General features: G+C 47.0%; 13 protein-coding genes. 12 read left to right on the top strand and 1 reads right to left on the bottom strand.

All coding sequences use genetic code 11. The annotated features are described in order from the left end of the window. Nucleotides 1-209: 209 nt before the first annotated feature. Complete coding sequence (locus WMO62_RS03865) at nucleotides 210-923, top strand: GntR family transcriptional regulator (RefSeq protein ID WP_147601844.1); 714 nt, start codon at nucleotides 210-212, stop codon at nucleotides 921-923. 69 nt (nucleotides 924-992) lie between these two features. Here WMO62_RS03865 and WMO62_RS03860 read toward each other — a convergent pair whose 3' ends face one another. After that, a complete protein-coding gene (locus WMO62_RS03860) occupies nucleotides 993-1,703 on the bottom strand; it encodes a FadR/GntR family transcriptional regulator (RefSeq protein WP_349143865.1) in 711 nt (236 codons plus the stop codon). A gap of 150 nt (nucleotides 1,704-1,853) precedes the next feature. Here WMO62_RS03860 and WMO62_RS03855 point away from each other — a divergent pair, with 150 nt between their 5' ends. From WMO62_RS03855 to gatB, 11 genes are all read left to right on the top strand, one after another. Beyond that, complete coding sequence (locus WMO62_RS03855) at nucleotides 1,854-2,801, top strand: glycosyltransferase family 2 protein (protein ID WP_117496491.1); 948 nt, start codon at nucleotides 1,854-1,856, stop codon at nucleotides 2,799-2,801. Continuing rightward, the gene (locus WMO62_RS03850; protein ID WP_349143864.1) at nucleotides 2,791-4,470 is read left to right on the top strand and encodes a DUF6020 family protein; all 1,680 of its coding nucleotides are present in this window, start codon (nucleotides 2,791-2,793) and stop codon (nucleotides 4,468-4,470) included. Before WMO62_RS03855 ends, WMO62_RS03850 begins: the two co-directional genes overlap by 11 nt. 143 nt (nucleotides 4,471-4,613) lie before the next feature. Next, nucleotides 4,614-4,901, top strand: coding sequence for a hypothetical protein (locus tag WMO62_RS03845; RefSeq protein ID WP_349143863.1), 288 nt, complete (start codon nucleotides 4,614-4,616; stop codon nucleotides 4,899-4,901). 229 nt (nucleotides 4,902-5,130) lie between these two features. Then, nucleotides 5,131-6,462 (top strand): glutamine synthetase family protein, encoded by a 1,332-nt coding sequence (locus WMO62_RS03840; protein ID WP_117496494.1) that lies wholly within the window; start codon nucleotides 5,131-5,133, stop codon nucleotides 6,460-6,462. Nucleotides 6,463-6,511: 49 nt separating this feature from the next. Further along, nucleotides 6,512-7,060, top strand: coding sequence for an ANTAR domain-containing response regulator (locus WMO62_RS03835; protein WP_349143862.1), 549 nt, complete (start codon nucleotides 6,512-6,514; stop codon nucleotides 7,058-7,060). Nucleotides 7,061-7,119: 59 nt separating this feature from the next. Beyond that, complete coding sequence (dapF, locus tag WMO62_RS03830) at nucleotides 7,120-7,971, top strand: diaminopimelate epimerase (RefSeq protein WP_118627118.1); 852 nt, start codon at nucleotides 7,120-7,122, stop codon at nucleotides 7,969-7,971. Then, the gene (locus tag WMO62_RS03825) at nucleotides 7,971-10,106 is read left to right on the top strand and encodes a glycosyltransferase family 39 protein (protein ID WP_349143861.1); all 2,136 of its coding nucleotides are present in this window, start codon (nucleotides 7,971-7,973) and stop codon (nucleotides 10,104-10,106) included. Before dapF ends, WMO62_RS03825 begins: the two co-directional genes overlap by 1 nt. 420 nt (nucleotides 10,107-10,526) lie before the next feature. Continuing rightward, nucleotides 10,527-11,858, top strand: coding sequence for an aspartate--tRNA(Asn) ligase (aspS, locus tag WMO62_RS03820; RefSeq protein ID WP_118438175.1), 1,332 nt, complete (start codon nucleotides 10,527-10,529; stop codon nucleotides 11,856-11,858). A gap of 27 nt (nucleotides 11,859-11,885) precedes the next feature. Next, nucleotides 11,886-12,179, top strand: a complete 294-nt coding sequence (gene gatC, locus WMO62_RS03815) for an Asp-tRNA(Asn)/Glu-tRNA(Gln) amidotransferase subunit GatC (protein ID WP_117496499.1) — start codon at nucleotides 11,886-11,888, stop codon at nucleotides 12,177-12,179. A 12-nt stretch (nucleotides 12,180-12,191) separates the two neighbouring features. Then, a complete protein-coding gene (gatA, locus tag WMO62_RS03810) occupies nucleotides 12,192-13,661 on the top strand; it encodes an Asp-tRNA(Asn)/Glu-tRNA(Gln) amidotransferase subunit GatA (RefSeq protein WP_349143860.1) in 1,470 nt (489 codons plus the stop codon). A gap of 15 nt (nucleotides 13,662-13,676) precedes the next feature. Then, entirely contained in the window at nucleotides 13,677-15,107 is a 1,431-nt protein-coding gene (gene gatB, locus WMO62_RS03805) for an Asp-tRNA(Asn)/Glu-tRNA(Gln) amidotransferase subunit GatB (protein ID WP_118596149.1), read from the top strand. Nucleotides 15,108-15,114: the final 7 nt, after the last annotated feature.

The raw sequence follows: 15,114 nt of genomic DNA, 5'->3' as shown, positions 1-15,114 counted from the left end.
CATCTTTACAATTTGTAATATATGCCCTATGGAAAAGGTCGGTGGTCAGATGGATTAGATTCCGGATACTGCCGGTCTTTTCCTTAAAAAACGGAGATAAGCAAAAAAGAGATTATTTGAAAGAGCTAAGTTTGATACAATTCCTCTAACATCTCCCTGCCAGGATGCCATGCCTGGTGGGGAATTTTTGTATCAGAAGAAGGAGAACTATGGCCGTACAAGAACTGTTCAGAGCGAACAAAAGAGAATCAACAGTGGATATTGTGGTAAACAACATTAAAAAACTGCTGATCGAACGAAAGTTAAAACCAGGAGACCGGCTTCCTAACGAGGTGGAGATCTCTGAAGCGATGAATGTAAGTCGCGGATCGGTACGGGAAGCTCTCAGAATTCTGACTGCATTTGGTCTGGTGGAGTCAAGAGTAGGGACAGGTACCTATATCTGTCAGAAACCAGGAAGAACATTGGCTGATTCTCTGCTGTTCAGCTTCTTTGTCAATAATCCCAATATTGGGAAATTATATGAATTTCGCAGGCTGATCGAGATCGACATTCTGGAGTCTGTCCTGGATCATTATGATGAAAATGAAGAAGAACGCCGGATGCTGGAGGAAAATGTAGATGAGCTGAAAGAATTGCTTACAAAGAATCCAGATACTGACTGGTTGAGAGAAAATGATATTTCCTTTCATTGTCTGATGGGGATCTGTACTAAAAATGTATTAATGGAACGGATCTATGGAATCGTGATCGATTTTATGGAAGCATCCATTGCGGAAACATTAAAAAATCAGCATGGAGAGATCGTGTATAAAGAACATATGCAGATACTGGAAGTGATCCGTACCAGGGATTACAGCCGGATCGAAGAGGTTATCACATCTTCTGTAGACACCTGGTCGATGCGACAGGCTGAAGGCTGAAAAAAAGATCCGCAGGACAACAGCAGTTATCCCACGGATTTTGAAAGAACGTAAGAATTTTGTATATTTTTATAAATCCTGCAGAGATGACCAGGTATCAACGGAAGCGGCAACCGCTTCGGAGATCCGCTCGCCGTTCCGGGTTCTGATCACATCTACCATATCAGAGTGAACCTTATAAACATATTCACCATGCTGTCTCTTATGAGTGGCTGTAATGGAGGGCTCCATAAAGTCAATTACAATGTTGTAGATCTGTTCTAACAAAGGATTGGTCGTGCAGCTTCCAAGAAGATGATGGAAAGCCAGATCATTTTCCTGAAGTTTTTCCGGGGTGGCTCCTTTGGCGATCAGCTGGGAGAGCTCTTCCAGATTTTCTTCCAGAGCAATACGGTCATCCTCATTTTCATCATAATGCACAAGGATCAGCTGAAGAACATCGATTTCCAGTGCTTTACGGAGCTCATAGAGATTCTTCGTATCCGGATTGGCAATGAAGAAACTGAAAAGTAAGGAATCCATCAACTTGGTGCCAGGGGTATCGCAGATATAAGTACCATTCCCCACCCGAATATCCACAAGACCAAATGCAGTAAGGATCTTCATGGCCTCACGGACAGAACCACGGCTGACTCCCATGCCTTCAGAAATCTCAAGCTCACTTGGAAGGCGGTCTCCTGGCTTCAATTTTCTTTCAATTAAAAGCTGTTTAATATTATTGACTACAATGTCAACAGCAGATTCACGTTTATCTTTTTTGAAAAGTTCATTTATATCCATATTTTCCTCCAATACAGTCTCATTTTACTATATACGAAAATAGATGTCAAAGAATTATTGCGTTATAGATTATCAAATTCTTTGCTTTTCATATAAGGATATGATACAATCAATAAATCGAAGAAAATTAGTAAGAGGGAGACAAAAACCTTGGATAAAATTGCTGTTTTGATCCCGTGTTATAACGAGGAAAAGACTGTGGAGAAGGTAGTTCGTGATTTTAAAGCGGTACTGCCGGAAGCCGTGATCTATGTATATGATAATAATTCATCTGATCGGACGGTAGAGCTGGCAGAGAAGGCCGGAGCTGTGGTCCGCCATGAGTATATGCAGGGAAAGGGAAATGTGATCCGCCGCATGTTCCGCGAGATTGATGCGGAAGTCTATGTGATGACGGATGGAGATGATACCTATCCGGCAGAGTTCGCCAGAGAGATGGTGGACAAGGTATTGGAGCATCAGGCAGATATGGTTGTGGGAGATCGTCTGTCTTCCACTTATTTTACAGAGAATAAGCGTCCATTCCACAATTTTGGTAATTCTCTGGTAAGAGGAACCATCAATCGGCTGTTCCATACCGAGATCAAGGACATTATGACGGGTTACCGTGCATTCAGTTATCAGTTTGTAAAGACCTTCCCGGTGCTGTCCAAAGGATTCGAGATCGAGACTGAGATGACGATCCATGCAGCAGATAAGAATATGCAGGTGGACAATGTGATCATCGAGTACCGTGACCGCCCGGAGGGAAGCGAGTCCAAGCTGAACACGTATTCAGACGGTGCAAAAGTGCTGATGAGCATTGCAAAGTTATACAGAAACTACAAGCCCATGAATTTCTTCGGGCTTCTGGCACTTGTTCTGGCGGTGATGAGCATAGGATTCTTTATCCCGGTGCTGATGGAGTATATTGCAACCGGGCTTGTACCCAAATTCCCGACCCTGATCGCCTGTGGATTTGCCATGATGGCAGCGATCCAGTCTGTATTTGCAGGTCTGGTCCTCTCAGCAGGGGCTCAGAGAAGCCGTCAGGAGTTTGAGATGAATCTGATTAAAGTAGACATGCATTATAAGGAGCTTAAAGAGAATGACAGATAAGCTGCATGGGAAGAACCTTCGTATCTGGATATTTGCATTATTGGGCGGCATAGTATTTGCCGCCTTTGATCGTTGTGGATATATGATCCAGCATTATGGGACTTTGTGGGCAATCTCAGAAAATCCACTGCATAAGACGATCTTTCACAGGATTCTGATCCGGGTTCCGTTGTTTACGGCGGGAGTGTTGATAAGCTTTTTATTGATGAACTGGCTAAGGGGGCGGAGCGCAGATTCTGGTGCTGGTTTGCCAAAGAGAGAATCGCAGGGCAGCACAGCGCCACAGACCGCCATGGCAAAGTCTTTGGCATTATGCAGGGCGGCACAAAACGTCCCTGCCTTCATAAAATACTGGCTTCTGTATTTTATAAGCTTCCTGCCGGCGTTTCTGGGAGGTTACCCGGGTCTGTTTGCGGCAGATGCGCCCAATCAGATCGGCTGGACCTTTTCCGGCTGGCTGACGGCTCATCATCCGCTGCTCCATACGGGCATTTTATGCGGTATTTTCAGTATGACCAGAGCTTTTGGATGGAGTGACAATACGGCTGCGGCACTCTGCAATGTGCTGCAGATGATCATTCTGGCCGGAATCTTTGCATGGATCAGCTGTTTCTTAAAAAGGAAGCAGGTGCCCCAATGGCTCTGGATCGGAACAGTACTGTTTTTCTGTCTGTTTCCGTTTCATGGCATGATGGCCGTCTATACGACCAAGGATACTGTGTTTTCCGGTGTACTGGTGCTGTGCCTTCTGCAGGTGATCTGTATGTGCAGCACCCCTGAGGAATATTTTAAGGGCTGGAGGCATACCATATTTGCAGGAATTACTTTTTCGCTGCTGTTGCTTTTGCGAAACAATGGTTTTCATACGATGCTGGCGTGTGTTCCATTTCTGCTGATCTATCTGTGGAAATACCGGAAAAAGCTGCTGGTGCTGGCACTTGGACTGGTGCTTGTCTACGGTGTCTATAATGGTCCGTTTCTGAACGTGATCGGTGCAGAGCCGGGAAATGCCAGAGAGATGTACAATATTGTGATCCAGACTCTGAGCCGCACGTATGTGGCAGGCGGGGATATCCGCCCAGAAGAGATGGATGTGATCCGACCGGTGATGGATGAAGAGACTATGGCATTGTATACACCCAATCTGTCTGATCCGGTGAAAAATCAGTTTCATACAGACGCATTTGAGGAAGAAAAGGCAGAATTTCTGAAGACCTGGTTCCAGGTTGGATGTAGAAATAAGAAGATTTATATTGATGCATTTTTAAATACCACCCTTGGATTCTGGTATCCGGATGTGGAGGATGAATATCTGGAATTTGTCTGCTTTGACATTCAGAAAGACGATCCCCATTATCCTCATGTGCAGATGGAGCCAAAGAGCGAATGGTTGAACCGGTATTACACTGCCATTGGAACGGATGCGTCCTTCCGACAGATTCCCATTGTGCGGGAGCTCTTGTCCATGGGACTTTATTTCTGGCTGTTGGTGCTGGCAAGTCTGTATCTGATCTATCAGAAAGAATATGAGAAATTACTATGGATCCTTCCGCTCTGGATGTATCTGGGTACCAGTCTTCTGGGACCGGCGGCATTGCTTCGCTATGGCTATCCGTTGATGGCAGCTTGCCCGATCCTGTTATTTACCATGTGGAAGAAAGAAGCCTGAAGTTTTGCATACAAAATACAAGTCACCGTCATCTGGCGGTGACTCTGCATTTTGAGATTAATACTTTGGCATGACAGTGGTCTGGAATGTCTCAGACTGAAGACATCAGCGGGCACAGCCACATCCGTTGTCATAGGGAGGACGTGGCGGAGGTGGCGGTGGAACCGGACGTGGAGAAGGTCCCGGACAGGGAGAAGGTCCCGGACAGGGAGAAGGACCTGGGCAGGGAGAAGGACCTGGGCAGGAAGAAGGACCTGGGCAGGAAGGCTCTTCCTTCCGGCATCCACAGTCGCAGGGGGCAGGCGGTGGAGGTGGGAAGCCAGAACCTGACCCCGGACCACAGGGTTTTCCAGATGGTCTGTCATTGCAACGCGGCCGATTGCCTCCACAGTCACAGTTACAGCCATTGCCAGAGCCGCCAAAGAGGATGAGCAACAGCAGAATCCAGATATAATTATTCATATTTTCAACTCCTTTCTGTTATATTCTATGTAGAAATCCAGTTATTGACAAAGAGCCTTCCGGCTGTTATATTTTCCTTTAGAAACAAGGGCGTTTTCGTAAGGAAGTACGCCCTTTTTCTATAAATACAGATGATTGACAATTTATTGATATAGAAGGAATTGTCACACAATATATGCGAGAAAAGGAGCAGCCGAGATGAGTAAATACACGAAAAAAGATATTCTGGAAATGGTAGAAGACGAAGATGTGGAGTTTATCAGACTCCAGTTTACCGACTTGTTTGGAAATATGAAGAACCTTGCGATCACTTCCAGTCATCTGAAAAATGCTCTGGATAACAAAGTAATGTTTGACGGTTCCTCAGTGGAAGGATTTGTGCGGGTGGAAGAGAGTGATATGTATCTGTACCCGGATTACAGCACTTTTGCTACATTTCCGTGGAGACCCCAGCAGGGCAAGGTGGCGCGTCTGATCTGTGATGTGTACCGCCCGGATGGAAGCTGTTATGAGGGAGATCCCCGTTATGTGCTGAAGAAGATCATAAGCGAGGCGGAATCCATGGGATACACGTTCAATGTAGGACCGGAATGCGAATTCTTCCTGTATCATGTGGACGATGATGGAATGCCGACAACGATCACCCACGAGCAGGCAGGCTATTTTGATATGAGCCCACTGGATTTTGGTGAAAATGCAAGAAGAGACATGATCCTCACGCTGGAGGACATGGGATTTGCAGTGGAGGCTTCTCATCATGAGAATTCTCCGGCACAGCATGAGATTGATTTTAAGTATGCGGATGCACTGACAACAGCAGACAACATTATGACTTTTAAGCTGGTGGTGAAGACCATTGCCAAACGTCATGGTCTCCATGCTACGTTTATGCCGAAGCCGAAAAATGGTGTGGATGGATCCGGCATGCACATTAACATGTCTCTGTCCAAAGATGGCAAAAATATTTTCCAGGATCCCAGGGATAAATATGGATTAAGCCAGGAGGCATATTATTTCCTGGGTGGTATTTTCAAACATATTAAAGCCATGACGCTGATCCTGAATCCCATCGTTAATTCTTATAAGCGTCTGATCCCGGGCTTTGAGGCACCGACCTATATTGCATGGTCGGCAAAGAACAGGACACCGCTGGTGCGGATTCCTGGTACCAGAGGAGAGGATACCAGAATTGAGCTTCGCTCCCCGGATCCTGCCTGCAATCCGTATCTGGCGCTGGCTGTATGCCTTCATGCGGGGCTGGACGGAATTAAGAATCAGATTCTGCCGCCGGAGTGTATGGATGCCAATATGAATGCCATGACACTGGAAGAACTGGAGGCAAACGGCGTGGAAATCCTTCCAAGAGATCTGGGAGAGGCAATCCAGGAATTTGAGGCAGATCCGCTGATGAAAGAGGCACTGGGTGAAGAGATGTGTGCGAAGATCGCAGATGCCAAGAAGAAGGAATGGGAAGAATATAATGCCCAGGTAAGCCAGTGGGAGATCGACAGTTATCTGCTGAGAGTTTAGGCGGACCTTTTTGTTTTTACCATACAAAAACAGAAAGGGGAGTTGAAGTTTGAACAGTATAATTGTGGTCCTTCCCAAACCAGAGGATGGAAAGAGTATCCGCAATCTGCTGTCGCGGCACGGGTATGATGTGACGGCTGTCTGTACCCAGGGGTCGCAGGTACTCAATTACATAGATATGATGAATGACGGGATCATTATAAGTGGATATAAATTTTCAGATATGTATTATTTTGATCTGAAAAATTCGCTGCCTGAGGGATTTGATATGCTTTTGCTGGCGTCCCATAGGGTCTGTTCGGAGTGCGGTGACCGTGATATTGTCTGTGTATCCATGCCGCTGAAGGTTCATGATCTGATGAACACACTGGAAATGATGTGCATGAACCAGACGCGACGCAGAAAAAAACTGAGAGCAAAGCCAAAGCAGCGTTCAGAAGCGGAGAAAAAGGTTCTGTGGGAAGCAAAATCCATTCTGATGGAGCGAAATCATATGACGGAGGAAGAAGCCCATCGATATATTCAGAAATGCAGTATGGACAGCGGTACATCGCTGACTGAGACCGCAGAGATGGTCATTAGTATGACAAAGATATAGCTTGTATGAAAGCGGCCTTTTTGGTATAGTAAAAGATAGTGATAGCAGGAGGTTTCATTATGAAATTTACAAAAATGCATGGAATCGGCAACGATTATGTATATGTGGACTGTACGAAAAAGGAACTGAAAGATCCGGCAGAGATCTCAAAGATCGTCAGTGACCGTCATTTTGGAATCGGATCTGACGGATTGATTCTGATCGGAAGTTCGGATCGTGCGGATTTTCGGATGAATATTTATAATGCAGATGGTTCTCAGGCAGAGATGTGTGGAAACGGGATCCGCTGTGTGGCAAAATATGTGTATGATTATGGTCTGACAGACAAGGATGAGATCAGTGTGGATACCCTTGCCGGTATCAAATATCTGAAATTAACCATAGAAAATGGAAAAGTGTCCAAGGTTCGTGTCAATATGGGTAAACCAATCCTGAAAGCCAGTGAGATCCCGGTAAAAGCAGAGAAAGAGCCTGTGGTTGCAGAAGCAATTGAGGCTGGAGGCAGGGAATGGAAGATGACCTGCGTATCCATGGGGAATCCTCATGCAGTGATCTTCATTGATACACCGGTGAAGGAGTTCCCGCTGGAGACTTACGGACCGCTGTTTGAGAGTCATGAACGTTTTCCGAAGCGTACCAATACGGAATTCGTCAGAGTGCTGGATCGCAAGACCATGGAGATGAGAGTCTGGGAGCGTGGTTCCGCAGAGACCCTTGCCTGTGGAACGGGAACCTGTGCAACAGCTGTGGCTGCTGTGCTGAATGGGCTGTGTGACCGAAGTGTTCTGGTTCATCTGCTGGGCGGAGACCTGGAGATCGAGTGGAACGAAGAAGATGGATGTGTATACATGACAGGCCCGGCAACGACCGTATTCGATGGTGAGATCACTCTGCCGGAGGGTCTGGAATAATGACGGATTTCTGGAACGGATGTAAAAGAGCAGTCTATCTGGTGCTCTTTGCCATATTGATCCCTGTCAGTGCCTATGTTTTTTATGGTGCTGTGGATACATTAAATAATGCCGCTGTACTCCAGGGAATCCTGCATGGAAAAATGGTTCCCGCTTTTTTGCTGGGAACCTCTTTTTTGTTTTGCGTGTTGTATCTGGAACTGTTCAGGATCGCAGAACCATGGATCGAGAAGCACTGGCGGAGGGCAGTCCCACTGCTGGTGATCGCGATGTTTGCGGTGCAGGTGCTGTTTGTGCTGACGGTCAGAAGCTCTCTTCGTCAGGATCATCTGAAGATCTTTGATGCAGCAGTGGCATTGGTGGAGCAGGGTGGCACAATTGGGCAGACTCATTTTAAAAATTATTTTATGAAATATCCCAACAACATTCCTATGTGTCTGTTTACCTGCGTGTGGCTGAAGGTAGTGGAATTAGCTGGGGTTCCCAGAATCTGGTGGATGGATGCGGTGAAAATTGTAAACATTTTGTTTATGAATGTGGGATTTTACTGTACCTTCCGGCTGATCACCCGATATCGCTCCAGGCGCCGGGCTATCTGCTTTCTGCTGCTGACTATGGGGAATCCTCTGTGGTATCTGCTGGGACAGATGTATTATACCTCCACGATCTCCCTTACATTTTCCATGGGAGCAGTCTGGCTGTATGATAAAGCCAGAAGGCAGAAACTATTATGGAAAAAATGGATCCAGTATCTGCTGACCGGAGCATTACTGGCAGTGGGGTATGAGATCCGGGCAACGGTGATCCTGACTGTGTGCTCGATTGTGATGTATACGGTGCTGCAGATCGGCGGTGTAAAAGAGGAAATCAGTTATTTTGGTACTGCGTCCACAGATTCGGATGGAAGTACAGCCTCAGAGCGTGGGAAACATTTTCGACGGGCAGTTCAGCAGTCAGTCATCTCAGTTGTGTGCTTTGTGGCAGGACTTTTGCTGGTATTTGCCGCATATGGCAAGATCCGCGATCACTATGCAGGATTTGATCCATCAGAGACGGGCTATCCAACAGTCCACTGGATCATGATGAGTGCCCAGGGAGATGGTCAGTACAACAGTGCAGATGATGCTTATACAGGCTCCTTCTCTACCAGGGAAGAACGGACGGCAGCAGATGTAGAACGTCTGAAAGAACGGATTGCTGATATGGGACCAGCTGGGATGCTGACCCTGTTCCGCAATAAGATGCGTGTGGCATTTTCTGATGGAACGGATGATTATTATGCATTGTTCCGGACGATGCAGAGTACGTCACCGTTACAGAAATATTTGAATGGCGGGCGCGCAGATTATCTGGCGCTGTATCTGCACAGCTATCATGGAATGTTGACAGGACTTCTGCTGCTGGCACTGATCTGGCGTGCGTTGAAGCGGCAGAGAAGTTTCCTTGACATCTTCTCAATCAATCTGTGTGGAGCGTATCTGTTCTATCTGATCTGGGAAGTGGATCAGGCATACAGTATCCCATTTATGCTTCTGATCCTCGCAGAAGCGGCGGACGGTATGTGTCTGCTGGAAGCGGATGTCCATCGCTTCATCAAGTCGCTTCCTTCAGCTCGGACAGCGCTGGCAGCTTGCGGTGTAACGGTACTGGTGGTGTTCCTTGGAACTGCAGCAGTGGTGCATCGAAGCGGAGAACCGGTGCGAAGCTATTCGGTATTACAAGATCAGGAGAGCAGCAATGAATTGACGCTACAGGAACACTTTTCACAGACATTTACAACTGGAAAAGCATTTGACCACATTGCTTTGTGGGTGGCAAACTGGGATGGAGCAGCTAATGATTCCGTTTATGATGTGACGGTGTGGGATGAAAGTGGCGTGGCAGTGGCTTCCGGTCAGGTTATAGGCGCAGAAGCTCCATGCATGTCTGCGTATACGATTGCATTTGACAGAATTGTGCCGGAGCGGACACAGACCTATACCATAGAAGTGACCTTGCGCAATCCGGATTGTGTAATCCGGACGGATTTCCTCTATTATCAGAGTGCATGGGATCTCTATGCAGACGGTGCACTGTATGCACCGGAAGAAGTGGAAAACGTGGATCTGGCTTTTGCTGTGTATGCGGAAAATTAAAGGAAAATTAGAAAGCAAAACCCCTTGCATTTACGTATGTTTTATGCTAGGATTGGATTTGATATGAAAAGGCGAAGAACAGGACTCTTGTCATGCAGAGACCGACAGGAATATGACGTCACCGACTGAGAGCGTCATTTGGAGGAGCAGACAAAGGGAACACCTGGGAGCTGGATGGTCGAAATCTAGTAGGCCATACCCGAGGCATACGTTACATGCAGGAAAGAGAGGAGCAGGATGACTGCTCAATGCGGGTGGTACCGCGGGAGATTGAATGGATCGTCCCGTCCCGGAGTATTGTAACTAAATATTCCGGGACGGGACGTTTTTTGTGTGAGCAATGAGCAGTGTGTCGAGCGTGCACTGCGAACAATATAAGCAACCCCGTACCCGGACAACAGATTCAGGAGGAAATGAAACATGGAATTTATGACAGGTGTTAAGACGACAGACCTGCTCGAGCTTGCCAAGCTGCAGAACAAAGAGCTGATCGGTCAGACAGTCAAGGTAAACGGAGCTGTTCATACCATCCGTGATATGGGTGATGTGGCATTCGTGGTACTTCGTAAGAGAGACGGACTTCTGCAGTGCGTATATGAGGAAGGAAAGTCCGGATTTGATCTGAAAGATCTGAAAGAGGCTTGTACTGTAGAAGTAGAGGGCATTCTTAATGAAGAGCAGCGTGCTCCAGGTGGAATTGAAGTACGGATCAGAGGCATCAAGATCCTCTCCGCTCCGAGTGCACCCATGCCGCTTCCGATTGCAAAATGGAAACTGAACACTTCTCTGGATGCAAAGCTCAACATGCGTTCTGTATCTCTGAGAAATATCAAAGAGCGTGCAAAATTCAAGATTCAGGAAGGTATTGTAAGAGGCTTCCGTGATTTCCTGTATCAGGAAGGCTTTACTGAGATCCATACTCCAAAGATCGGTGCAAAGAGTGCCGAGGGTGGAGCAAACCTGTTCAAACTGGAGTATTTCCATCGTCCGGCAGTGCTGCAGCAGTCTCCGCAGCTCTACAAACAGATGATGGTAGGAGTATTTGATCGTGTATTCGAGACGGCACCGGTATTCCGTGCAGAGAAACACAACACCAAGAGACATCTGAATGAGTACACTTCTCTGGACTTTGAGATGGGATACATCGACAGCTTTGAAGATATCATGGCAATGGAGACCGGATTCCTGCAGTATACCATGCAGCTTCTGGAAAAAGAGTATGCAAAGGAGCTGAAGATCCTGAACATCACTCTTCCGAAGGTAGACAAGATCCCGGCTGTTCGTTTTGATAAGGCAAAAGAGCTGGTAGCAGAGAAATACAACCGTAAGATCCGTAACCCGTTCGATCTGGAACCGGAAGAGGAGACCCTGATCGGACAGTATTTCAAAGAAGAGTACGATGCAGATTTTGTATTTGTAACTCATTATCCGTCCAAAAAGCGTCCGTTCTATGCGATGGATGATCCGGAGGATAACCGTTATACTTTAAGCTTTGACCTTCTGTATCATGGTCTGGAGATTACCACCGGTGGTCAGCGTATCCATGATTACAACATGCTGATCGAGAAGATCGCAGCAAAAGGAATGGATCAGGAAGGTCTGGAGCAGTATCTGGATACTTTCCGTTATGGTATGCCGCCTCACGGTGGACTGGGAATCGGTCTGGAGCGTTTGACTATGAAGCTGGTCGGCGAGGATAATGTGCGTGAGACTACTTTGTATCCGCGTGACCTGTCCAGACTGGAGCCATAAGCAGATTAATAAAAGAGGAGAAATACGATGGCAAATATTATTTCTGATGAAACAATTGAATATGTCGGTATCCTTGCAAAGCTGGAGCTTTCTCCTGAGGAGAAGGAACAGGCAAAAAAAGATATGGGCAATATGCTGGACTATATCGATATGCTGAATGAACTGGATACAGAGGGCGTGGAGCCTATGTCCCATGTATTTCCGGTACACAACGTATTCCGCGAGGATGTAGTTGTAAATGGTGATGAGCATGAAAAGACACTGGCAAATGCACCGGCAAAGAAAGACAATGCATTTAAAGTGCCTAAGACGGTAGAATAGGAGGACACCAATATGAATCTGATGAGTCTGACTGCCGTAGAGCTCGGCAAAAAGATCAAATCCGGTGAAGTGACTGCAGTGGACGCTACCAAAGCGGCACTGGAGCAGATCAAGAAGCTGGATGGAACATACAACTGTTATGTAACTGTAGACGAAGAAGCAGCACTTGCAGAGGCTGCCAAAGTCCAGAAGAAGATCGAAGCAGGAGAACTGACAGGGCCGCTGGCAGGTGTTCCGGTTGCGATCAAAGACAATATGTGTACAGAGGGAATGCTGACCACCTGCAGTTCCAAGATCCTGTACAATTTTAAACCGACCTACTCCGCAGAAGCAGTACTGAACCTGAAAAAAGCAGGTGCAGTTGTGATCGGTAAGACCAACATGGATGAGTTCGCCATGGGAAGTACCACGGAGACCTCTCACTTCGGACCGACCAAAAACCCGTGGAATGCAGAGCATGTACCGGGCGGTTCCTCAGGCGGAAGCTGCGCGGCAGTTGCTGCTGAGGAGTGCTCCTTTGCACTGGGTTCTGATACTGGCGGATCCATCCGTCAGCCAAGTTCCTTCTGCGGCGTTACCGGCATCAAACCGACTTACGGAACCGTATCCCGTTATGGCCTGATCGCTTATGGTTCTTCTCTGGATCAGATTGGACCGGTTTGCAAAGATGTGACTGACTGTGCAACGGTTCTGGAAGCAATCGCTTCCTATGACCCGAAGGACAGTACTTCCGTTAAGAGAGAGTCCTATGACTTTACATCTGCATTGAAGGATGATGTCAAAGGTCTGAGAATCGGTATTCCGAGAGATTATTTTGGAGAGGGTCTTGATCCGGAAGTGAAAGACAGCATTCTGAAAGCTGCCAAAGTGCTGGAAGAGAAAGGTGCAATCGTGGAAGAATTTGATCTGAGCCTGGTAGAATATGCGATCCCGGCTTACTATATCATCGCTTCCGCAGAGGCAAGCTCCAACCTGGCACGTTTTGACGGTGTGAAATATGGTTATCGGACCGAAGAGTACAATGGTCTTCACAATATGTATAAGAAGACCAGAAGCGAAGGCTTTGGCCCGGAGGTAAAACGTCGTATCATGCTTGGTTCTTTCGTGCTCAGTTCCGGATATTATGATGCTTACTACATCAAAGCACTGAAGACAAAAGCACTGATCAAGAAAGCATTTGACCGTGCATTTGAAAAATATGATGTGATCCTTGGACCGGCAGCTCCGACCACCGCACCGAAGCTTGGCAATTCCTTAAGTGATCCGATCAAAATGTACCTGGGCGATATCTACACTATTTCTGTCAATCTGGCAGGACTGCCTGGTATCTCTGTACCGTGTGGTGTGGACAGCAAGGGACTGCCGATCGGTATGCAGCTGATCGGCGACTGCTTCAAAGAGAACAACATCATCCGTGCTGCTTATGCTTATGAGCAGACCAGAACCTATGAGCGTTGTGAAGCAGCAAAAGAGCAGGATTAAGGAGGAGAATCGAAGATGAGCAAACAGTATGAGACCGTCATCGGTCTGGAGGTTCATGTAGAACTTGCAACTAAGACCAAGATCTTCTGCTCCTGCAGTACAGAATTTGGAGGAGCACCCAACACCCATACCTGCCCGGTGTGTACCGGTATGCCTGGTTCTCTGCCAGTGCTGAATAAGCAGGTCGTTGAGTATGCAGCTGCCGTAGGACTTGCTACGAACTGTACCATTACTCAGAATTGTAAATTTGACCGTAAAAACTATTTTTATCCGGATAACCCACAGAACTATCAGATCTCTCAGTTGTACTATCCGATCTGCCGCAATGGATATGTGGAGATCGAGACTCCGGCAGGTCCGAAGAAGATCGGTATCCATGAGATCCATATGGAGGAGGATGCTGGTAAGCTGGTTCATGACGAGTGGGAAGACTGCTCTTTAGTAGACTATAACCGTTCCGGTGTACCGCTGATCGAGATCGTATCCGAGCCGGATATGAGAAATGCAGATGAGGTTATCGCTTATCTTGAGAAACTGCGTCTGATCATTCAGTATCTTGGAGCATCTGACTGTAAGCTGCAGGAAGGTTCCATGCGTGCGGATGTCAACCTGTCTGTCCGTGAAATGGGAGCAGAGAAGTTCGGTACCCGTACCGAGATGAAGAACCTCAACTCATTCAAGGCAATTGCACATGCTATTGAAGGTGAGCGTGAGCGTCAGATCGAACTGCTGGAGATGGGCCGCCCGGTTATCCAGGAGACCAGAAGATGGGACGACAATAAAGAGTCTTCTCATGCAATGCGTTCCAAAGAGGATGCACAGGACTACCGCTATTTCCCGGAACCAGACCTGGTGCCGATCATTATCAGTGACGAGTGGCTTGCAGCCATCAAAGCACGTCAGCCGGAGCTGCGTACGGAGAAACTGATCCGTTATAAGAAAGATTTTGATATTCCGGATTATGATGCACAGATCATTACCTCTGCTAAGAAACTGGCTGATATTTTCGAGGCTACCACGGCAATCTGCAAGAAGCCGAAGAAGGTATCCAACTGGCTGATGGTAGAGACCATGCGACTGATGAAAGAGCACGAGATGGAAGCTGATGACCTGAAATTCTCGCCGGAAAATCTGGCAAAACTGATCGAGCTTGCAGATGCAGGAACCATCAACAGCTCTGTGGCAAAAGAAGTATTTGAGAAGATCTTCCTGGAAGACATTGATCCTGATAAGTACGTGGAAGAGCACGGACTGAAGACGGTCAACGATGAAGGCGCACTGCGCAGCACCATCGAGAAAGTCATTGCTGACAATCCACAGTCTGTAGAGGACTATCATAACGGAAAAGAAAAAGCAATCGGATTCCTGGTTGGCCAGACCATGAAAGCCATGAAAGGAAAAGCAAATCCAGGAATGGTAAATCAGATTCTGAAAGAGCTTTTGTAGAAAAGGA

Origin of the sequence: Hominiventricola aquisgranensis (assembly GCF_040096225.1) — a bacterium.
Classification (GTDB): Bacteria; Bacillota; Clostridia; order Lachnospirales; family Lachnospiraceae; genus Hominiventricola; species Hominiventricola aquisgranensis.
This window is presented reverse-complemented; position numbering and strand designations above follow the sequence as displayed.